Consider the following 19,693-nt stretch of genomic DNA (forward strand, 5'->3'; position numbering starts at 1 on the left):
GGCCATGTCACCGGAGGAACACTTGCACCACAACGGTCTGCGCACGGCGGTCCTGCTGGGGGCCATGTCTGCGTTGATCCTTGTGGCGGGTGGCTGGCTCGGCGGGAGCACCGGGTTGCAGATCGCGCTGGTTCTGGCGCTGGTGGGCAACGGGGTGGCGTACTTCTTCTCCGATCGGATCGCGCTGTCGGCGCTGCGCGCACGGCCGGTGGGGGAGGTGGAGCAGCCGACGCTGTACCGGATCGTGCGGGAGCTGTCGACCGAGGCTCGGCAGCCTATGCCGCGCTTGTACGTCTCGCCGACGGCGCAGCCGAACGCCTTCGCCACCGGGCGGGGGCCGCGGACCGCGGTGGTGTGCGTGACTTACGGGCTGACGCAGTTGCTTGATGAGCGGGAACTGCGCGGAGTGGTGGCGCATGAGCTGTCGCATGTCTACAACCGCGACATTCTGATCTCGTCGGTCGCGGGGGCGCTGGCCACGATGATCACGTGGGTGAGCTATCTGGCGGTGTTCTTCGGCGGGTCCGACGACGATGAGGGGCCCGGGTTCTTGGGGGCGCTGCTGATGATGGTGCTCGGGCCGGTGGCGGCGACGATGATTCAGATGGCGATCGCGCGGTCCCGGGAGTTCCAGGCTGACGAGTCGGGGGCCCGGTTGACGGGGGATCCGCTGGGGCTGGCTTCGGCGCTGCGCAAGATCGAGATGGGGGCCCGGCGGTTGCCGTTGCCCGAGAACAGCAGGTTGACGTCGGCTTCGCACATGATGATCGCTAACCCGTTCCGGGGAGCGGGGGTGGGGCGGTTGTTCTCGACCCACCCGTCGACGGCTGAGCGGGTGGCGCGGCTGGAGCGGATGGCGGGATATCGGCGGTAGGTGGGCCGGACGAGGGTGCGCCTGACGGGTGGACGGGGCCGGGCGAGGGTGCGCCTGGCAGGTGAACGAGGCCGAGTGGGATGACCTGGCAAGTGGGCGGCCCGGGCAAGGATGTGCGTGGCGGGTTGGCGGGCCGAGCGTGGGTGCGCGTGGCGGGTTGGCGGGCCGGGCGAGGGTGCGCCTCGCAGGTATGCGAGCCAGGCGAGGGTGCGTGTGAGCGGCATAGGCGTCCGTGAGGGTGCGCCTGGCGGGTACGCAGGCCAGCGAGGGGCGCCTGGCGGGTATGCAGGCCAGCGAGGGGGCGCCTGGCGACCATGCGGGCCAATCGAGGGCGCGCCCGGGAGGCACGCGGGCTAAACGACCGCGCCCATCTTCAGCGCCGCAGTCAACACCCTGTGGCCGCTCCGGTAAGGGGTCACTCCCCGGCGAGATGCACGTCCCACGTGTGAGTGCTGATGCGAAACGAGTCGACGACCTTGATCTTCCCAGTAGCCGGGTCGATCGAGCGGCTGGCATACTCGCCCGGCTGCTTGAGGCTGAGCAAGACGAGCCGGCCCGAAGACGTGTAGTCAAGGCGGCGCGGCTCGTGGCCGCGGGGAAGCGTCATCCGCAGAGGATGGCGGTGCTCCATGGCCGTGGCGGCGGCGTAGAAGCGTACGTAGGTCGTGCGGCCCTCTCGCGACACGCCCGCGAAGTGTGTGCCGCCGTCGCGCATGGTCACCCAGCCGACGACGGCGGCGCCGCCCGAGGGGAGGGTGCCGCCGGGCCGGTAGACGACGCTCTCCTCGAAGTCGAGCTGGACCTGCAGCAGCCGGCCGTCGGGGCTGAAGCCCCTCACTCTGGCGTAGTCGGGCAGCGCCCAGGTCTTGCCGGTGGCCACCTCGATCACGCTGGTCGTGCTGCTGCCGGGTATCGGGTCGACCACGACATAGCGGCCGTGGGGCGAGACGGCCAGGTCGAGTTCGTGCATGAGGAGGCTTCGCGGTGTGGCGCCTGCCGTACCGGGGATGGACACGACCTTGCGGGTGTTGAGGTTCCGTACGACAAGGCGCCGGGTCGATGTCTTGAAATATGCGGCGAAACGGCCATGGGCGTCGACGGCGATGGGAGCCCGCAAGGCCAGCTTCCGCCCATGCTCGTCGAGCGAGCGCACCTGGGCGTCACGCAGCGGCAGCGTCGCACCGCCCTTCAGCCACAACCGCCAAGGCCCGCAGATGTGACGCTTGGGCTTGGCGCACGTGGTCAGCCCGGCGTAGCGCGCCTGGATCGCGGGCGCGGCGGCGGCCGGATTCACCAGCGAGCCGGTGCCCAAGAGCAGCGCGGCGGCCAGAGCGAGTCCCGAAGGCATGCCCGACAGACTAACCGGATCACTCCACGGCGAACCCCGCAGCGCGGATGCGATCGCGAAACGGTCTGCTCTCGAGCGCCCGCACCGCCGCGAGCAGCACCTCGGCGAGCGGTACCGGCAGCTCGGCGTCGAGCTCGTCCGCGGCCCTGACGGTCGCCTGCCACTCGGCCTCGATGACGGGCATGGCCCGCAGGGTCTTGTCCGTCAGGTGGACGATGCGCTGGCGCCCGTCGGATGGCCCGGTCTCCAGCGTGACCAGCCCGGCGCGCCGCATCTGGGAGACGGTCTGCGAGGCGGCCGAGTGGGTGACGCCGACGGCCTCGGCCAGGTCGCGGATGGTCATCGGCCCGCCGGCGACCAGGGCTCTGACGACCGGGGAGTAGCGCGGCCGGTATTCAGGCATGCCCACGTCGACGTAGAGCTGGGCGATGGCGCCGTCGGTCAGCTCGTAGAGGGTGCGCATCAGGGTGCCCTGACTGGGTGACATAGGAGATATATTAGCGCTTATGTATCCGCCGATCGAAGCCCACGACCAGGGCATGCTGGATGTAGGAGACGGAAACCAGATCTACTGGGAGGTCAGCGGCAATCCGGACGGCAAGCCGGCGCTGATCGTCCACGGCGGCCCCGGTGGGGCAGCATCGCCCAACTGGCGGCGGCACCACGACCCGGAGAAGTACCGCATCGTCGTCTTCCACCAGCGGGGCTGCGGCAAGAGCACGCCGAGCGCCGCCGACATCGACACCGACCTGTCGGTCAACACCACCGACCACCTGATCGCCGACATGGAACTTCTCAGGGAGCGCCTCGGCATCGACCGGTGGCAACTGGTCGGCGCGAGCTGGGGTTCCACCCTGAGTCTGGCGTACGGCCAGCGCCACCCCGAGCGCGTCAGCGAGATCATCCTGTTCGCGGTGACGGCAGGACGTCCCCGGGAGCTCGAGTGGATCACCCGGGACGTCGGCAGGCTCTTCCCCGAGGCGTGGGAGCGGTTCCGCGACGCCGTACCGGAGGAGGACCGCGACGGAAACCTGGCCGCGGCCTACGCCAAAATGCTGAAAAATCCGGAAAAGAGGGAGCAGGCCGCCCGCGACTGGATGGACTGGGAAGACACCCACATCAGCCTGGACCCCCACTTCAAGCCCAGCCCCCGCCACCAGGATCCCGCCTTCATGATGCCGATGGTCGCCCTGGTGACGCACTACTGGGGCAACGACTGCTTCCTGAAGGAGGACCTAGTGGAGAACGTGGGCAGGCTCCACGGCATCCCCGCGGTCCTCATCCATGGCAAGTACGACGTCAGCGGCCCCCTGGAGACCGCCTGGCAGCTCCACAAGAACTGGCCGGGCAGCGAGCTGCACGTGGTCGACGAGGGTCACGGCGGCCTGGCGATGATCGAGCTGCTCGCCCAGGCGACCGACCGGTTCAGTCGCCGGGAAGCCACCAGGTCCACAGACCCTGCTTGATCTTGAACGAGTCGGCCTTCTTCGCCGCGCCGGTGTCGGGGTTGACCCGCCGCTTCACCGCGGAGACCGGGTTGCCCTCGGCGTCGCTGCGGAAGGTCCACAGGGTCAGCCCGTCGCCCGACTCCCAGGTGATGCGGGTGGGCGCCTCCTGCTCGGGCGGGTAGCTCAGCTTGACGGCGTCGGAGACCGTGTCGGAGGCCAGGTCGTAGGTGCGGAGCCGGGCCTTGCTGGTCGTCTCGGGCCCGGTGATCACCACGGCCACGGTCGTGCCGTCGTCGTTCAGCGCGATGGGCGCGTTGTTGCTGACGACCTGGGGCACGACCTGGCTCTGCACCTCGTTGCCCGCGGCGTCGTAGACCGCGAACTCGGTGGTGTTGTCGGAGGTGATCCGGGAGGTCAGCACGTAGGAGCCGTCGGGGCTGAAGCTCTGCATCATCTCGGCGCCGTTGATGCGGGTCAGGCCGCCGGAGCCGAGGTCGACGACGACCGACTTGGCCGTGCCGGCCTCGTCGAAGTAGTCGATGAACAGTTTGGTGCCGTTGGCGGAGAAGGCCAGGTCGATGTCGAGCATGCCCAGGCCTCTGGGCAGCTTGGCGGCCGAGCCGGGCAGCGGCGTGACCGTGCCCGCGGCCAGGTCGCGCACGACGAGCTTGCCGTCGCTCTTGCGGAAATAGGCGGCACGCGCGCCGTTGCCGCTGACGGCGATCGGGGCGCTGGCCTGCTTGTCGACCTTGCCGTCGGCGGTCTTGGGAAAGACCACCGCGTCCTTGAGCGCCAGGTCCTTGCCGTTGCGCAGGGTGAGGTTCCACGCCCCGCACGGCACGACGGAGTCCTTGACAGCGCAGCTCTTGAGCCAGGCGTACCGTGCCTCGTTGGTCGCCGTAGCCTCCGCGGGCCCGGCGATCAGCATCGAACTGGCCGCTGCCGCGAGGGCGAGCGCGGCGAACCCGCGTGATTTGATCATTGCTTTTTCCCTTTCGTTCCACTGGATAGATGCATGATCGTCGTATTTGGTTGCGTCAAGGAATGGCCGGGGGCGGACAATCGGATCATGAGGCGGCTGACGAAAGCGGAACGGCAGTTGTGGCGCGCGTTCCCCTCGGGCGGGACGGTGCAGTTGGGGCCGATCCTCCCGCGGATGGACGGGGCGGGGACCAGCGCACCGGACGACGGGCATCTGTGGGGTCCGGAGCGCACCGTGCGCGCCGAGGTCGTCGCCGCCCTGCTCCTGGGCGCGGTGGAGGCGGACCCCGGCAGGGTGCCCGCGCTGCGGCTGCGCGGCGCACGGGTCGTCGGCGTGCTCGACCTTCGGGGCGGCGAGGTGAAGCACGAGGTCGAGCTCAAGGGCTGCCACCTGGACGAGGTCGTGCAGATGAGCGGCTGCACCTCACGCACGATCCGGCTGGTCGACTGCCACTTACCCGGCGTGATGGCCAGCGGCCTGCGCGTCTCAGGGCACTTGAGCCTGTCGGGCTCGCACGTCACGGGGGCCGTGCGGATGGCGCGCGCCACCTTCGAGAGCGGCCTCTGGCTGGCCGGCACCCGGATCGACGGCGACGGCACCTGGGCGTTGTACGCCCACTCGATGGTCGTCGACTCCGGCCTGCTCATGCGCAACGCCCACTTCACCGGCGCGACGAGCCTGGTCGGGGCCCGTGCGAACAACGGCATCGAGCTCGACGGAACGACGCTGGTCAACCCCGGCAAGGACGCCTTCACCGGCGACAACATGATCGTCGAGGACATCATGCGCTTCGGCGTGGGGTTCACCGCCCACGGATGTGTACGGCTGCGCGGGTCCCGGTTCAACGGCACGCTGATGATGGCCGGAAAGGTGACAAGTCCGGATACGGAGTACGCCCTGCACCTCGGAGGCATCGAGGCCAGGGAACTCTGGCTCGGCCCAGAGGAACCCATCGACGGGGTGATCACCCTGGGCCACTCCAGAGTCGGCACCTTCTTCGACGACCATCGCGTCTGGTCGTCGAAGATCCGGCTCAACGGCCTCACCTACGAGCGCCTGCGCGGCGGCAACATGCGCGGGCGCATCGGGTGGGTCGGCCGCGACCCCGAGGGCTTTCGCCCGCAGCCGTACGAGCAACTGGCCGCGTGGTACATCCGCGACGGCAACGAGGTGCTCGCCAGGCGAGCCCAGCTGGCCAAGGCTCGCGCGTGGCGCCGTCACCGCAGCGGCCCCGGCGGCCGGTTCTTCGGGGCGCTGCTCGACATGACGGTCGGCTACGGCTACCGCCCCTGGCTGGCCACGATCTGGTTCGGCTCCCTGCTGGCCGTCGGGACGGCGATCTTCTGGACCAACCCGCCCAGAGCGGTCAAACCGGATGAGAGCCCGATCTTCGAACCCTTCGCCTACACCTTCGACCTCCTGCTCCCTGTGTCGCTGTTCGGGCAGCGCGACATGTTCGATCCGGCGGGGTGGACCCAGGGATTTGCCTACGGCTTGATCATCATGGGGTGGGTTCTGGTGACAGCCCTCATCGCCGGTGCCACCCGTGTACTGCGCCCTGGGTGATCGTTTACCTGCTCGCGGGTAGTTGACCAGGCATGTCTCGCTGCCTGAAGGGGGTCCTGGTCGCCGCGGCGCTGTTGCCGGCGGCGTGTTCCTCGGGTGGCGACAGCGGGATCCCGGAGATCAACTTTTACAACTCGCCCCAGCAGAACATCAAGGCCATCGCCGAGCGCTGCACCAAACTGGCCGACGGCCGCTACAAGATCGTCGTCAACATCCTGCCGCGCGACGCCGACGGCCAGCGCGAGCAGCTCGTGCGCCGCCTGGCCGCCGCCGACCCCGGCCTGGACGTTCTCGCGCTGGACGTCACCTGGACCGCGGAGCTCGCCGAGGCGGGCTGGATCCGGGAGTGGACGGGCGAGAACGCCAAGAAGGCGATCGAGGGCACGCTGAAGATGCCTCTCGACACCGCCCTCTGGCAGGGCAAGCTCTACGCCGCGCCGTACACCACGAACGTGCAGCTGCTCTGGTATCGCTCCGACCTCGTGCCGAACCCGCCGGCCACCTGGCAGGGAATCATGGCGGAGGCGGCCAGGCTGGCCAAGGCGGGCAAGCCGCACTACGGCGAGGTGACCGGCGCGCAGTACGAGGGACTGGTCGTCTGGTTCAACAGCATGGTGATGTCGGCGGGCGGGCAGATCCTGCAGGAGGGCGGCACCAAGGTGGCGCTCGGGCCTCCGGCGCTGGAGGCGCTGAAGGTCATGCGGGCCTACGCGACCTCCAAAGCCGCCGACCCGTCGTTGTCGAACACCCACGAGGACGAGGCCCGGCTGGCGGTCGAGGCCGGACGGGCGGCCTTCCAGGTCAACTGGCCCTACGTCTACGCGTCGATGGCCTCGAACAAGCCCGACATGCTGCCGAACTTCAAATGGGCGCCGTATCCGGGCGTGACCGGGCCCGGCAGGTCGCCGCTGGGCGGGGCGAACTTCGCCGTCAGCCGCTACTCCGAGCACCCGGAGCTGGCCTACGACGCCGCGCTCTGCCTGCGTGACGCGGAGAGCCAGAAGACCGCCGCGATCAAGGACGGGCTGCCGCCGACGCTGGAGGCGGTCTACGCCGACCCGGCCATGGCCGAGCCTTACCCGATGCGGCAGGCCATCCTCGACGCGCTGAAGACGGCGGCGCCCAGGCCGAAGACGCCGACCTACCAGAACGTCTCCACCATGATCTCCGCGATCCTCTCGCCGCCGGCGGCGATCCAGCCGGCCTCGACCCTGGTGCAGCTGCGCCAGCAGATCTCGGACGCGCTGCAGAGCAAGGGGGTGCTGCCGTGAGCGCCCGCACCGAAGGCGCACGCGCCGAACGCAAGCTCGGGCTCTGGCTGGCCGCACCCGCCGCCGTGATCATGGTGGCGGTCACCGGATGGCCCATCGTCTACTCCTTCTTGTTGTCGCTGCAACGCGCCGACCTGCGCTTTCCTGAGCAGCAGGCGTGGATCGGCTTCGAGAACTATGGCACCGTCCTGTCCAGCCCGTACTGGTGGAACGCGTTCTGGGTAACACTGCTCATCACCGTGGTGAGCGTGGCGTTCGAGCTGGTCCTGGGCATGCTGCTGGCGATCGCGATGTATCGCACGCTCGTCGGCCGCGGGCTCGTCAGGACCGTGGTGCTCATCCCGTACGGCATCGTGACGGTGGCCGCCGCCTACGGCTGGAAGTACGCGTGGACGCCGGGCACCGGCTGGCTGGCCAACCTGCTGCCCGACGGTACGGCGCCGCTGACCGAGCAGTGGCCGGCCATCGGGATCATCATCGTGGCCGAGATCTGGAAGACCACGCCCTTCATGGCGCTGCTGCTCATGGCCGGTCTCGCCGTCGTGCCCGAGGAACTGCTGCGCGCCGCCTCGATGGACGGCGCCACCGGCTGGCAGCGCTTCACGAAGGTCACGCTGCCGCTGATGAAGCCCGCGATCCTGGTCGCGCTGCTGTTCAGGACCCTCGACGCGTTCCGGATCTTCGACAACATCTACGTGCTGACGAACGGCGCCCAGAACACCAGCTCGGTGTCGATCATCGCGTATCACAACCTGATCGGCGGGCTGAACCTCGGCATCGGCTCGACCATGTCGGTGCTGATCCTGATCACCGTGGCGATCATCGCGTTCGTCTTCATCAAGATCTTCGGGGCGTCGGCGCCGGGAAGCGAGCGCCGATGAAGCTCAAGTGGGGTCTCGTCGACATCGCGATCGTGATCTACGCGCTGATCCCGGTGTTGTGGATCGTCTCGCTGTCCTTCAAGGACCCGTCGACGATCACCGACGGCTCGTTCATCCCGACGAAGTGGACGTTCGACAACTACACCGGCATCTTCCAGAACGACGACTTCACCCGCGGCCTGGTCAACTCGATCGGCATCGGGCTCATCTCGACCTTCATCGCCATCGTCTTCGGCACCATGGCCGCCTACGCCATCGCCAGGCTCGCCTTCCCCGGCAAGAAGCTGCTGGTCGGCTTCTCGCTGCTGATCGCGATGTTCCCGCAGATCTCGCTGGTGACGCCGCTCTTCCAGATCGAGCGCTCCCTGGGATTGTTCAACACCTGGCTCGGCCTGATCCTGCCGTACATCACGTTCGCGCTGCCGCTGACGATCTACACGCTGGCCGCGTTCTTCAAGGAGATCCCCTGGGAGCTGGAGAAGGCCGCGAAGATGGACGGCGCCACGCCGTACCAGGCCTTCTGGCACGTGATCGTGCCGCTGGCCGCGCCCGGCATGGTCACCACGGCGATCCTGACGTTCATCATGTGCTGGAACGACTTCCTGTTCGCCATCTCGCTGACCTCGTCGAACGCCGCGCGCACCGCCCCGGCGACCATCTCCTTCTTCACCGGCAGCTCCCAGTTCGAGGACCCCACCGGCTCGATCGCCGCCGCCGCCGTCGTGATCACCATCCCCATCGTGATCTTCGTTCTGTTCTTCCAGCGCCGGATCGTCGCCGGGCTGACCTCTGGAGCCGTGAAGGGATGACGCGTGGCTGAGATCGTGCTGAACGGGGTGACCAAGCGGTACGCCGACGGCACCCTCGCGGTCGACCACTTCGACCTCGACATCGCCGACCACGAGTTCATCATCCTGGTCGGGCCCTCGGGCTGCGGGAAGTCGACGACACTCAACATGATCGCCGGGCTGGAGGACATCTCCTCCGGCGACCTGCTCATCGACGGCGAGCGGGTCAACGACAAGGCGCCACGCGACCGCGACATCGCCATGGTCTTCCAGTCGTACGCGCTCTACCCGCACATGACGGTCGGCGAGAACATCGCCTTCCCGCTCAAACTGGCCAAGGTCCCCGCCGCCGACATCACCAAGCGGGTCCAGGAAGCCGCGTCCATGCTCGACCTGACGCCCTACCTGGACCGCAAGCCCGCCAACCTCTCCGGCGGCCAGCGCCAGCGCGTCGCCATGGGACGCGCGATCGTGCGCAGCCCCAAGGCCTTCCTCATGGACGAGCCGCTGTCGAACCTCGACGCCAAGCTACGCGTGCAGATGCGCACCACCATCTCGCGCCTGCAGAAGAACCTCGGCACGACGACCATCTACGTCACCCACGACCAGACCGAGGCCATGACGCTCGGCGACCGCATCGTGCTCATGCGCTCCGGGCTCGTCCAGCAGATCGGCCCTCCGCAAGAGCTCTATGACCACCCGCGCAACCTGTTCGTCGCCGGCTTCATCGGCTCCCCGGCCATGAACTTCCTGCCCGCGACCGTGACCCCCGAGGCGCTGCGCACCGACGCGGGCGACATTCCGTACGGCACGCGCCTGCGCCGCGCGCTCGCCGACCACGACGTGCCGCCGGAGGTCATCGTCGGCATCAGGCCCGAGGCCTTCCAGACCGAGGAAGTGCCCGGCGGCGCCTCGTTCACCGACACCGTCGACATCGTCGAGTCACTGGGGGCCGAGAAGCTGGCCTACTTCTCGCTGTCGGTCGGCGCGATCACCTCGGACCACCTCGCCGACACCGCCGCCTTCGACGCCGACGGCCAGCCCCAGATCGTGGCGCGCCTCGACCCCGCGTGCGACCCACGCGAAGGCCGGGAGCTGACGATCTGGTTCTCGCCCGACGACGTGCACCTGTTCGACCCGTCGAGCGGCGCCAACCTCACCGAGCAGAACGCCTGACCGCCTCGTCGATCAGCTCGGCCAGGTCGTCGGGGTGGTAGACCTCCTGGCACGCCCTGATCTCGTCCGCGCTCCACCAGCGGAACGTGGTCGTGGTCTGCTGCTCGATCGCCTCCATGTGATCGAAGGTGACCCCGGCGTCGCCGACGTACACGGACAGGAAGGTCTGGTCCTGGGTGATGTCGTAGTCGCCCCACGCGAAGCGGATCGTGCTCGTGCCGTACGGCTCGCTGAACTCCTCCGGGGCGGCCTTGATGCCGGTCTCCTCCAGGAGCTCCCTGGAGGCCGCTTCCGCCATCGACTCCTCGCCCTCCAGCGCCCCGCCGATCGTGAACCAGCGCAGGGTGTCGGGGGATTTGGGCTCGAAGCCCTGGAGGAGCAGCACTCTGCCCTCGTGGTTGACGGGCAGGGCACGAGCGGTGTGGCGACGCCAGGGGATCATGGGTCGACTTTATCCGCGTTTTGACACCCTCATGGCTAACCGCTATCTATTAGCCAACCGTTAGGGGGCCGGAGTGCAGGACGCAGTGCTGGCGATGCTCGCCAAGGAACCGTCGCACGGCTACCACCTGCACGCGCGCCTCCGGCACAGCCTCGGACCGCTCGGTGAGTCGATGAACCGGGGCCAGATCTACGTCACCCTCACCCGCCTGGAGCGCGCCGGCCTCGTCGTCTGCGAACGCGAGGACGGCCTGCCCGAGCGTCCAGAGCGCAAGGTCTACGCGCTGACGCCCGCCGGGCAGGAGCGGGTCACCGCCTGGCTGGCCGAGGTCGGCTGGCCCAAGCCCGACCTGGCGGAGTTCCACCTCAAGCTCGCCGCCGCGGCTGCGGCGAGGCTGGCCGACCCGCTGGCCCTGATCGCGGCACAGCGCCGCGAGCTGCTGCGCCGCCTGCGCGAGGCGCAGCAGGCGGCGCTGGCCGAGCCGGCGGGATCGAGCGCCGGGCTGCTGCTCGAAGGGGTCACCCTGCGGTTGGAAGCTGACCTGCGCTGGCTGGACGCGTGCGAGCGTGCGTGGTGAACGTGGTGGGCTCTGTCGTCCTCATCGCCCGCTTGGTCGTCGCCGACCTGCGACGGCATCGCGCCCAGGCCGTGATGCTCCTGCTCGCGGTGACCGTGGCCACCGCCACGATGGCTCTGGGCCTGTCCCTGCGCGACGCGAGCGGCTCCCTGTACGAGCAGACCCGCGCCGCCACCGCAGGACCTGACGTCGTGGCGCTCTCGGGTGACACGGGCCCCGACGTCGCCCCGGCCCTGAAGGCGCTCGCGCGAACCCCCGAGGTGGTCGCCCACCACGGCCCCTACCGCATCGTCTACGCCGACCTCACGGCCCGCGGCGCCATGTCGTCCCCCGTCGTCGTGCACGGCTTCGCCGAGAAGCCGGGCGCGGTCAACCGCCCCCTGGTGACCTCAGGCCGCTGGGTACGGCCCGGCGGCGCCGTACTGGAGCAGGGATTCGCGACCGCCCTGGGCGTCGCCGTGGGCGACCATGTGACCATCGCCGGCCGGCCGTACCCCGTCGTCGGCATCGCCGTCACCGCGGCCACCTCCATCTACCCCTGGGCCGCCCAGATCGGCCCCGGCGGCGGGCCGACCGACTACAGCGGCCTGGCCTGGATGACCCGATCGGACGCGCGCACCCTGGCAACGTCCCAGGACCTGCCGGTGACCACCGCCCTCGACCTCAAGCTGCGCGACCCCGCCACCGCCGGCTCCTTCCGCGACAGCCATCGCAGCGCGAGCGTCATGATCGACTTTCATTCCTGGCAGTTCACCGCCAAGCAGGACACGGTCATCCTCAAGAACAGCCAGCCGATCCTCGTCGTCGGCAGCTGGCTGCTCGCCCTCCTGGCCGTCACCGGCGTGGCCGCGCTCGCGGCAGGCCGCGCCGCCGAGCAGACGCGCCGCGCCGGACTCCTCAAGGCCATCGGCGCCACCCCAGGACTGATCGCCGCCGTGCTGCTCGCTGAGTACCTGGCGCTCGCGCTGGCCGGCGACGCGCTGGGCCTGACCATCGCCCGCCTGGCCGCCCCCGCCATCGCGGGCCCGACCGCCAGCCGCATCGGCGACGCCGCAGCGCTGACCGGCGGGGTCGTGATCGCGGCGACCATCCTCGCGGTGGCGGTCGCGCTCCTGTCGACCCTGCGGCCGACCCTCCGGGCCATGCGTACGGCGACCGCCACGGCCCTGTCGGCCTCAGCGTCACAGCCCCGGCACCGCCCGTGGCTCACCGCCCTGTCGGCCCTGCTGCCCACACCGCTCCTGCTCGGCCTCCGCCTCACCGCCCGCCGGCCCGGCCGCGCCGTACTCCAGGCATGCACCACCGCGGCCACCATGATCGCGATTGTCGCCCTGCTCATCCTCCACGCCCAGCCCGAGCGGGGCTACGGCCTCAACGGCTCCTCGGCGCTGCCCAACCTGCGCGGGGAGTACGACAGGCGGCTGTTGCTGGCGGTGACCGTGCTGCTGATCGTCCTCGCCGTCGTGAACACCATCACGTTCACCTGGACCACGGCCATGGAGGCCAGAGCCAGCATGGCCATCGCCCGCACCCTCGGCGCCACCCCGGGACAGATCTCCGGCGGGCTGTCGGCGGCGCAGCTGCTGCCCACGCTGCCGGGGGTGGTGGCGGGCGTGCTGCTGGGGCTCGGCCTGTACTCGCTGTTCTCCCTGGGGACGTGGAGCGTGCCGCCGGTGTGGCTGGCGGGGGTCGCACTCGCGACGCTCGCCGCCACGGCGGCCCTCACGGCGGTGCCGTCACGGCTCGCGGCCAGACGGTCGGTGGCGCAGACCCTCAGTGCGGAAGGTACGTGATCGTCGGGGCGGCTTCGGGCCTGACCAGGGCACACGAAAGGCCGACGCTCCGCAGGTCGGAGCTGCCGGCCATGTGCCCTGGACATGCCCTCCAGGCGGGGCGGCCCTGGTGTGGGCTCGGATGCGCTCAGCGGTAGTTCGTGAACTGCAGCGCGAGATCCAGATCCTTGCCCTTGAGCAGCGAGATGATCTCCTGAAGGTCGTCCTTCTTCTTGGAGCTGACCCGGAGCTCGTCCCCCTGGATCTGCGCCTTGACGCCCTTGGGCCCCTCATCGCGGATGATCTTGGAGATCTTCTTGGCGTTGTCCTGGTCGATGCCCTCCTTGAGAGGCACCGCGAGGCGGTACTCCTTGCCGGACAACCTCGGCTCGCCCGAGTCGAGCATCTTCAGGGACAGACCCCGCTTGACGATCTTCTCCTTGAAGACGTCCAGCGCGGCGTTGGCCCGCTCCTCGCTGTTGGCCTTGATCTCGATGCTCTCACCGGACCAGCTGATGCTCGCCCCCGTGCCCTTGAAGTCGAAGCGGTGCCCGAGCTCCTTGGCGGTCTGGTTCAGCGCGTTGTCGACCTCCTGGCGGTCGATCTTGCTGACGATGTCGAATGACGAGTCTGCCAAAACACAATCCCCTCTGACCTGCACAAACGCACTATGCGTCATGCGATTTCCGGCTCCCAGGTGCCGCGAACCTCGAAGCGCGGCGGCCGCCGTGGGCCCGTCCTATACACCTTCACGTATCGAATCAGCCTAGCGAGCATCGCACGGCGCTGCTGGACTGGCAGGGTGTCCCACTCCTCCAGTAGGCCGCGGATGACGGGCTCGTGGTCGACGTCGGCCTGGCGCTCCTCCTCCTTCGTCCTGTCGAGCTCCTTCTCCAGGTCACGGCGGCTGGTCAGGAGCTCATCGCGCAGCTCGGCGTAGATGGCCTCCGGCATGCCCTCATCCATCAACTGCTGACGCGCGAGCTTCCTCAGGGACTGGTCGACGCGCACCAGCTCCCGCGTGAGCCGCTCGCGGTCGGCGTAGGCCGCGGCGCGCATCGCCTCCCGCGCCGTGGTCAGGCTCGCGCGGGCGTCGAGGTCGGAGACCTTCTCGCGCAGTTTGGCGAGCACCGCCTCCTCCGCGTCGACGCGCTTGCACCACACCCCTTCGCAGACGTCCGGCCGCTGACGGAAGATCGTGCACCGGTAGCCGAACCCCCGCACGCCCATGGCGTTGGCGGCGCTGAGCGCGAATCCGCAGTGCCCGCACTTGATCAGGCTCGCCAGCGGGTAGAGGGCCTGCTTGGTGCGCGGGCCCATGTCCCTGGTGCGCTCGCGGACCCGAAGGTACTCCTCCCAGAGGCCCATGCCGATGATCGCCTTGTGGGCGCCCTCGACGTAGACCACCTTCGTGCACCGCATCGGCTGGCCGCACTTGCACCGCCGGTCGTGCACGCGCAGCAGGCCGGCCGCGAACCCCGAGTCCAGGAGCTGCAGGACGGTGGTCATGTGCCACTGGCCGCCCCGGACCGTTCGGAAACCGTTGACGTTCAACCACCTCACCAGCTGGTGGCTTCCCTCGCCGGCGACGTATCGCTCGTAGAGGGAGACGTAGGCCCCCGAGAGCTCGGGATCGGGCTCGTACCGCTCGCCGAGAGGGTCGTCGGGATCACGGCGGTATCGCCCAGGTCGGTCTAGATCTGGGATGCGTCCTTTCCGGATGTATCCCCAGCGGGGTGTGCCGGTGCCGGTCATGCCGCGCTCGATGCGGTTGTTGATCGCCGCGGACCAGTTCTCGCCGATGATGTCGCTCTGCATCTCGGCGATGGCGAACGCGTTGGTGCGGCTGTACTTCCCTACGGCGGTCTCGGCGTCGTACGGCTCGGTGGCGCTCTGGACCTGACCGCCGACCGCCTCGACCCGGTGCACGTTGGCGAGGGAGCCAACGGCGTTACGGCCCCAGCGGTCGTACCGGTAGGCGACGATCTCGCGGGCCTCGCCGGCCTCGATGGCCGTGATGCCCTCGATGATGCGGCGCTTGAAGTTCCGGCCGGTCTCGTCGAGATCTTCGATCCATCGCACGATGCGCCGGCCTGTGCGGCGGGCCCAGTCGGTGATCGCGGAGCGTTGGATGTCGGGAGAGATCATCTCCTCGCGTGCCATGCTCACGCGGATGTACCCGATGCAAGGGATGAGCTCATCGGGGTCAGGAAGGGGGTGAAGTGCTGGTCGTCGCGCCATGACGAGTCCTAGAGGGTAGGGGAGTTCTGGCGAGACGAGCCGGATTGCTGGTAGGGACAACAATCCCGCCGTCGAGTTGAGGTTCGAGTCGGGTTACTGTCTTCGCTCGCGCATCACCAGACGCTCCGTGATCCGCCCCTGTAGCCAGGTGGCCTGAGACCATCGCAGGCAGCGGTCGGTATGTCGGTGCTCATGGGCGCGGATCGAGAGGCAGACGGCCAGGATGAGGAGTCCGCTGATCGCCATGTCCACCCAGCCAGCGCCAGCCGCTGAGGGAATCAGCCGCGTGATCTGGGTCGCGATATGGATGATCAGCCACACCCCCCAACCGACCAGTACGGCACGGCCAAGGCTCATGATGAAGCCCCCTTTTGGTGCGCAGGTAATTTGCGGTTACAGACGCGCCCTGAGAGCCACTTGTTTGCGGAGGGTTGAAGCTTTTACCAAACAACTTCGCTGCGTGCCTACGACTGTGCGTAGTGTAGCGATCACCGGGAGTATATATCCGGACTAGTCGGACTTGGGGGAATCACCACCCATAAGGCGCCGCCACCGCTCAAGGCGCTCGATCTCCTCCCGCCGCATCTCGCGCTCCCAGCGTCGCCGATCACGCTTGGACATGCTGGAGAGCACCGCCTCCAATTGCGATTGAAGATCGGCCAGGTGCTGATCGTCGTCGAAGGCATCGCTTGGCGCCTCGACCCCGCCGACGTCCGCTGAGGTTGGCCCGTAGCCGGCGGCCTCGAGGAGTTCCGCTCCCAGGGGCGCGAGATCGGGGAAGTCGCGAGCGAGATTATCCGCGAACCTGCGTAGGGCGTCGTATCCCGGCTGGTTCTCGCTCCTGGTCCATCGGTTCACCTGCGAGCGGCTGCGTCCTGCCAGCTCGGCGATCTCCGCAGGTGACAGCTGTGCACGTTCGCCGATCTTCTTCAGGATCTCGCCGAACTTCTCACGGTCCCAAGTAGTGGAGTGCACGCATGCAACATAGCACGCGCTTCCATGCCTGATCCGGTGCAACAAGAGGGCCGTATCCGCGAGGTAAGAGCGTGCATGCATGCGTCATGAGTCCCGGTTCGATATGCCCTACCTGCGACGCATGTCGATCCATCGCAGGTGTACGCATGCGCATGATGTGTTGCACGCATGCGCAGGACGAGTTACGGTGCATGCATGCGTACAACAACCGCACCCCCCGCGAGGCGGCCTATGGTCCGCCTGCGCACCAGCCAGTGGGACCGCATCAAGCGCGCTCACGGCTACACGACCGATGAGGCGTGCGCGCAGAAGCTTCAGGTGGCCCGCACGACGATCACCCGCATCAAGTCGGGGGACGTCGAGCCGAGCCAGAAGTTCATCGCCGCACTCCTCTGGCACTTCCAGGGAGCCCGGTTCGAGGACCTCTTCGAGGTCGTCGTCTCGAGCAACGCGGCGGAGCCCACCCGATGAGCGCCCCCACCTTCGACACGTTGCTGGGGGAAGCGGCGCAGATCTTCGCTGACGCCCGCGCCCGCCGCGACGCCCTGACCCCGGAGGAAGCCGCCGCTGAGGCGTACGTGCCCGGCGGCCTGTCCCTCGAGGACCTCACCGAGAAGATCCGCCGCCAGCGCCAGGAGGCCCGCGCCGCGCGCCTGGCCGCCGAGCGGATGCCCGCCAACGCCTGAGAACGAAGATGCCCGGCCTGTTGGAGCCAGACCGGGCGGGGTCGGAGGACCGACCGACCCTCACCCTACAAGGAGGACCTTTGATCACCCAGACCCTTTCACCGGTCGAGCGCCTCGACCAGGCCCGCCGTCACTGGCCGGTCGGGAGCCGCACCCGGTACACCCTCGCCAACCAGGTCGGCACCGTCGCCGGCCACCGCCAGGATTACGGCCTGGCCGTCGTCGTCGACGTCCGCTTCGACGTCAACAGCGACATCAAGACGGGCGTCCAGCCCAACCGGCTCGTGACGTCGCCGGCCCGCAACGAGTCCCAGGTGCTCCTGGGCGCCGCCGGCATCCTGGCCCGCAACGGCTGGGTCCAACAGGAGCACATCGACTGGTCCCAGGTCGGCACCATGCCCGAGAGCGAGTGCCGAATGGATGTGCTCGGCGCCATCGCCGCGGCCGCCGGCCTCCCGCCCTACGTGTGGGGTGAGGAGTCCAGCAGGCTCACCGAACACCAGGTCGCTCGCTACGTGCTCGCCGACCGCGCCGCGCGCACGTTCGCCTTCCTGCGGAACCTCACCTCCAAGAAGGACGCGCACGCCATCGACGTCGAGCTGGTGCTCGGCGACGGCTGGAACGACTACAGCTACCGCACCGCCGACGACGTCATCGCCGCCCTGGTCGACGCGGGGAACGCGGCGGTCGGCCGATGAACATGACCAACCTGACCCCCGCGCACGCGCACCTGGTCCCGCTGGGGCCGCTGCAGTCGGCGCCCGCCATCCCCGAGCACACGCTGGGGGAGCGCGAGGCCGCCCGCGAGCTCTGGCACGACGCCCTGCGCGGCCTGCCGCTGGGGGAGTACGACCAGCAGATCGTCGGCTGGGCCGCCGAGACGCTCGGGCCCGACCAGCTCGTCACGCTCGCCTCGCTGGTCGAGCGCGCCCGCATCGAGGGCGGTGGCCGATGATCGCCCCCGACTACCTCGGCTGGCGGCCGTACCCGCACGCGGAGGGCTGCGCTCGGCCCGGCTGGGAGGTCCTCGACCAGAACCTCGACCACGTTGGCGGCACCCGCGAGCTCAAGATCCGCATCGTGTGCCCCCAGCCGAAGGGCTGCGGGGTCTACCACGAGTGGCAGGTGACGCTGGCGCCCGACAAGGACGACGACGGCTACCCCCGCTCGGGCTACGGCACCAGAAGCGGGCCCGTCGAGCGCATCGGGTACGGCACCGCCCCCATCAAGGTCGGCGACGCCTGGCTCCACGCGGGCCCGCCGCTCCTGCCCGACTGGGCTGACGAGGAAGGCCCCGAATACCTGGTGGTCACCGCCACGTCCCAGCGGCCGCGCGTCCTGGGCGACGTCCTCGGTGTGATCGGCCAGCCCCGCCGACACGGCCGCCAGGTCAAGAGCCGGTGGTGGGCCGTCACCGACCTCACCGCCACCAAGTACGGCACGACGGTTGGCCAGCGCGACGACCACCTGACCAGCCGTGCGGCCGCCGCGCGCTGGGTCCTTGACCACGCCAAGCACAACGAGGAAGACGCCTGATGCCGCGTATCTGCTACGTACCGAAGGACTTTCGCCCGGCACACGCGGCGATCATCGAACAGGCCAACGCGATCTGTGCCGAGTACGCCCGCCAGGGCTACGACCTCACCCTTCGGCAGGTCTACTACCAGTTCGTCGCCCGCGACTTGCTGCCCAACACCTTGCAGTCCTACAAGCGGCTCGGCTCGATCATCAACGATGCGCGGCTGGCCGGACTGATCGACTGGAACAACATCGTCGACCGCACCCGCAATCTTCGTTCCCTGCCGCACTGGGACAGCCCCGAGTCGATCGTGGACGCCGTCGCTCATCAGTACCGCACCGAGCGTTGGGCCAACCAGGAACACCGTGTCGAGGTGTGGATCGAGAAGGACGCCTTGGTGGGCGTGATCGCTGGGGTGTGCCAGCGGTACGACGTCGACTACTTCTCCTGCCGCGGCTACACCTCGCAGTCCGAGCTTTGGGGCGCTGCCCAGCGGCTCATGCGCTACGAGAAGGCCGGCCAGGACACCGTCATCATCCACCTGGGCGACCACGATCCGTCCGGCGTGGACATGACGCGCGATATCGACGAGCGCCTGGCCCTGTTCGGCGCGAGCACCACGGTGGTGCGCATCGCCCTCAACATGGACCAGGTCGAGCAGTACAACCCACCGCCCAACCCCGCCAAGCTCACCGACTCGCGCGCCACCGGCTACATCCGTGAGCACGGGCGATCCTCCTGGGAGCTCGACGCCCTTGATCCGGCCACGCTCGCGCGGCTGATCGAGGAAGAGATCGCGCTCTGGAGAGACGCCGGTCAGTGGGAGCGCGACACCGCGGTGATGGAGCGTGAGCGCGCGCTCCTGACAGCGGTCTCGGATCGCTGGGGCGAGGTCGCCGAGCTGGTTGGTCGTGGCGGTGAGTGACCTGGCAGCGGCGCTGACCGTCGCGATCCCCGTCGCGGCGATCGGCGCCGCCTTCATCGTCGGCGCCCGCGCGGTCGAGACCTGGCTCGGATGGCTCGAGCGCAGGCGCGCGTGCTGGTGCAAGGGCAAGTCCCTCGAGTTCGGGCCGCTCATCGTTCAGCCCATCGACCCCCGCGAGCTCGGTACGCCGAGCTCGGAGGAGGACCCCAAGAAATGACCTCT

The 19,693-nt window shown here is 68.9% G+C and carries 24 protein-coding genes; 16 read left to right on the forward strand and 8 right to left on the reverse strand.

Features of this window, described 5'->3' with window-relative positions:
• The first annotated feature begins 22 nt into the window (after positions 1–22).
• Positions 23–874 carry a zinc metalloprotease HtpX gene (htpX, locus tag HNR30_RS43290; RefSeq protein WP_181616050.1) on the forward strand — a complete coding sequence of 284 codons (852 nt, stop codon included), beginning with the start codon at positions 23–25 and terminating at the stop codon, positions 872–874.
• Positions 875–1,289: 415 nt separating this feature from the next.
• Here the strand turns inward: htpX and HNR30_RS43295 are convergent, their stop codons facing one another.
• Positions 1,290–2,222, reverse strand: a complete 933-nt coding sequence (locus HNR30_RS43295; RefSeq protein WP_181616051.1) for a hypothetical protein — start codon at positions 2,220–2,222, stop codon at positions 1,290–1,292.
• 19 nt (positions 2,223–2,241) lie between these two features.
• Positions 2,242–2,709: a MarR family winged helix-turn-helix transcriptional regulator gene (locus HNR30_RS43300; protein ID WP_181616052.1), complete on the reverse strand. Its 468-nt coding sequence runs from the start codon at positions 2,707–2,709 to the stop codon at positions 2,242–2,244.
• Between the two features lie 19 nt (positions 2,710–2,728).
• Between HNR30_RS43300 and pip the strand changes: the two genes are divergently transcribed.
• On the forward strand, positions 2,729–3,688 hold the full coding sequence (gene pip / locus HNR30_RS43305) for a prolyl aminopeptidase (RefSeq protein WP_181616053.1): 960 nt from the start codon (positions 2,729–2,731) through the stop codon (positions 3,686–3,688).
• Here the strand turns inward: pip and HNR30_RS43310 are convergent.
• The gene (locus HNR30_RS43310) at positions 3,648–4,652 is read right to left on the reverse strand and encodes a hypothetical protein (protein WP_181616054.1); all 1,005 of its coding nucleotides are present in this window, start codon (positions 4,650–4,652) and stop codon (positions 3,648–3,650) included. The two genes, pip and HNR30_RS43310, sit on opposite strands and share 41 nt — an antisense overlap.
• An 87-nt stretch (positions 4,653–4,739) precedes the next feature.
• Between HNR30_RS43310 and HNR30_RS43315 the strand changes: the two genes are divergently transcribed.
• Genes HNR30_RS43315 through HNR30_RS43335 form a run of 5 tightly spaced genes read left to right on the forward strand, consistent with a single transcriptional unit; the run spans position 4,740 to position 10,334 of the window.
• Positions 4,740–6,218 carry a hypothetical protein gene (locus tag HNR30_RS43315; RefSeq protein WP_246380245.1) on the forward strand — a complete coding sequence of 493 codons (1,479 nt, stop codon included), beginning with the start codon at positions 4,740–4,742 and terminating at the stop codon, positions 6,216–6,218.
• A gap of 32 nt (positions 6,219–6,250) precedes the next feature.
• Entirely contained in the window at positions 6,251–7,489 is a 1,239-nt protein-coding gene (locus tag HNR30_RS43320; protein ID WP_181616055.1) for an ABC transporter substrate-binding protein, read from the forward strand.
• Entirely contained in the window at positions 7,486–8,370 is an 885-nt protein-coding gene (locus tag HNR30_RS43325) for a carbohydrate ABC transporter permease (protein WP_312895052.1), read from the forward strand. Before HNR30_RS43320 ends, HNR30_RS43325 begins: the two co-directional genes overlap by 4 nt.
• Positions 8,367–9,179 (forward strand): carbohydrate ABC transporter permease, encoded by an 813-nt coding sequence (locus tag HNR30_RS43330; RefSeq protein ID WP_181616056.1) that lies wholly within the window; start codon positions 8,367–8,369, stop codon positions 9,177–9,179. Before HNR30_RS43325 ends, HNR30_RS43330 begins: the two co-directional genes overlap by 4 nt.
• Positions 9,180–9,182: 3 nt before the next feature.
• Positions 9,183–10,334, forward strand: coding sequence for an ABC transporter ATP-binding protein (locus HNR30_RS43335; protein ID WP_181616057.1), 1,152 nt, complete (start codon positions 9,183–9,185; stop codon positions 10,332–10,334).
• Here HNR30_RS43335 and HNR30_RS43340 read toward each other — a convergent pair.
• Positions 10,315–10,776, reverse strand: a complete 462-nt coding sequence (locus HNR30_RS43340; protein ID WP_181616058.1) for an NUDIX hydrolase — start codon at positions 10,774–10,776, stop codon at positions 10,315–10,317. The two genes, HNR30_RS43335 and HNR30_RS43340, sit on opposite strands and share 20 nt — an antisense overlap.
• Positions 10,777–10,849: 73 nt before the next feature.
• Here HNR30_RS43340 and HNR30_RS43345 point away from each other — a divergent pair, with 73 nt between their 5' ends.
• The gene (locus HNR30_RS43345) at positions 10,850–11,353 is read left to right on the forward strand and encodes a PadR family transcriptional regulator (protein ID WP_181616059.1); all 504 of its coding nucleotides are present in this window, start codon (positions 10,850–10,852) and stop codon (positions 11,351–11,353) included.
• A 5-nt stretch (positions 11,354–11,358) separates the two neighbouring features.
• Positions 11,359–13,146, forward strand: a complete 1,788-nt coding sequence (locus HNR30_RS43350) for an FtsX-like permease family protein (RefSeq protein WP_181616060.1) — start codon at positions 11,359–11,361, stop codon at positions 13,144–13,146.
• Between the two features lie 127 nt (positions 13,147–13,273).
• On the opposite strand, the gene HNR30_RS43355 is transcribed toward HNR30_RS43350, so the two are convergent.
• From HNR30_RS43355 to HNR30_RS43370, 4 genes are all read right to left on the reverse strand, one after another.
• A complete protein-coding gene (locus HNR30_RS43355) occupies positions 13,274–13,762 on the reverse strand; it encodes a YajQ family cyclic di-GMP-binding protein (protein ID WP_181616061.1) in 489 nt (162 codons plus the stop codon).
• 38 nt (positions 13,763–13,800) lie between these two features.
• Entirely contained in the window at positions 13,801–15,366 is a 1,566-nt protein-coding gene (locus HNR30_RS43360) for a recombinase family protein (RefSeq protein WP_281389985.1), read from the reverse strand.
• A 93-nt stretch (positions 15,367–15,459) separates the two neighbouring features.
• Complete coding sequence (locus HNR30_RS43365) at positions 15,460–15,723, reverse strand: hypothetical protein (protein WP_181616063.1); 264 nt, start codon at positions 15,721–15,723, stop codon at positions 15,460–15,462.
• 153 nt (positions 15,724–15,876) lie between these two features.
• Positions 15,877–16,341: a helix-turn-helix domain-containing protein gene (locus tag HNR30_RS43370; protein WP_181616064.1), complete on the reverse strand. Its 465-nt coding sequence runs from the start codon at positions 16,339–16,341 to the stop codon at positions 15,877–15,879.
• 231 nt (positions 16,342–16,572) lie between these two features.
• Here HNR30_RS43370 and HNR30_RS43375 point away from each other — a divergent pair, with 231 nt between their 5' ends.
• The 7 genes from HNR30_RS43375 to HNR30_RS43405 all read left to right on the forward strand — a co-directional run bounded on the left by HNR30_RS43375 (position 16,573) and on the right by HNR30_RS43405 (position 19,688).
• Entirely contained in the window at positions 16,573–16,812 is a 240-nt protein-coding gene (locus tag HNR30_RS43375; protein WP_220134690.1) for a helix-turn-helix domain-containing protein, read from the forward strand.
• Entirely contained in the window at positions 16,809–17,027 is a 219-nt protein-coding gene (locus tag HNR30_RS43380) for a hypothetical protein (protein ID WP_181616066.1), read from the forward strand. The genes HNR30_RS43375 and HNR30_RS43380 overlap by 4 nt, the downstream gene beginning before the upstream one ends.
• An 80-nt stretch (positions 17,028–17,107) precedes the next feature.
• The gene (locus HNR30_RS43385) at positions 17,108–17,725 is read left to right on the forward strand and encodes a DUF6197 family protein (protein ID WP_181616067.1); all 618 of its coding nucleotides are present in this window, start codon (positions 17,108–17,110) and stop codon (positions 17,723–17,725) included.
• A complete protein-coding gene (locus HNR30_RS43390) occupies positions 17,722–17,982 on the forward strand; it encodes a hypothetical protein (protein ID WP_181616068.1) in 261 nt (86 codons plus the stop codon). Before HNR30_RS43385 ends, HNR30_RS43390 begins: the two co-directional genes overlap by 4 nt.
• Positions 17,979–18,563 carry a hypothetical protein gene (locus HNR30_RS43395; RefSeq protein WP_181616069.1) on the forward strand — a complete coding sequence of 195 codons (585 nt, stop codon included), beginning with the start codon at positions 17,979–17,981 and terminating at the stop codon, positions 18,561–18,563. Before HNR30_RS43390 ends, HNR30_RS43395 begins: the two co-directional genes overlap by 4 nt.
• Positions 18,563–19,471 (forward strand): hypothetical protein, encoded by a 909-nt coding sequence (locus HNR30_RS43400; RefSeq protein WP_181616070.1) that lies wholly within the window; start codon positions 18,563–18,565, stop codon positions 19,469–19,471. Before HNR30_RS43395 ends, HNR30_RS43400 begins: the two co-directional genes overlap by 1 nt.
• Complete coding sequence (locus tag HNR30_RS43405; RefSeq protein ID WP_181616071.1) at positions 19,464–19,688, forward strand: hypothetical protein; 225 nt, start codon at positions 19,464–19,466, stop codon at positions 19,686–19,688. Before HNR30_RS43400 ends, HNR30_RS43405 begins: the two co-directional genes overlap by 8 nt.
• Positions 19,689–19,693: the final 5 nt, after the last annotated feature.

Source organism: Nonomuraea soli (assembly GCF_013761175.1).
Classification (GTDB): Bacteria; Actinomycetota; Actinomycetes; order Streptosporangiales; family Streptosporangiaceae; genus Nonomuraea; species Nonomuraea soli.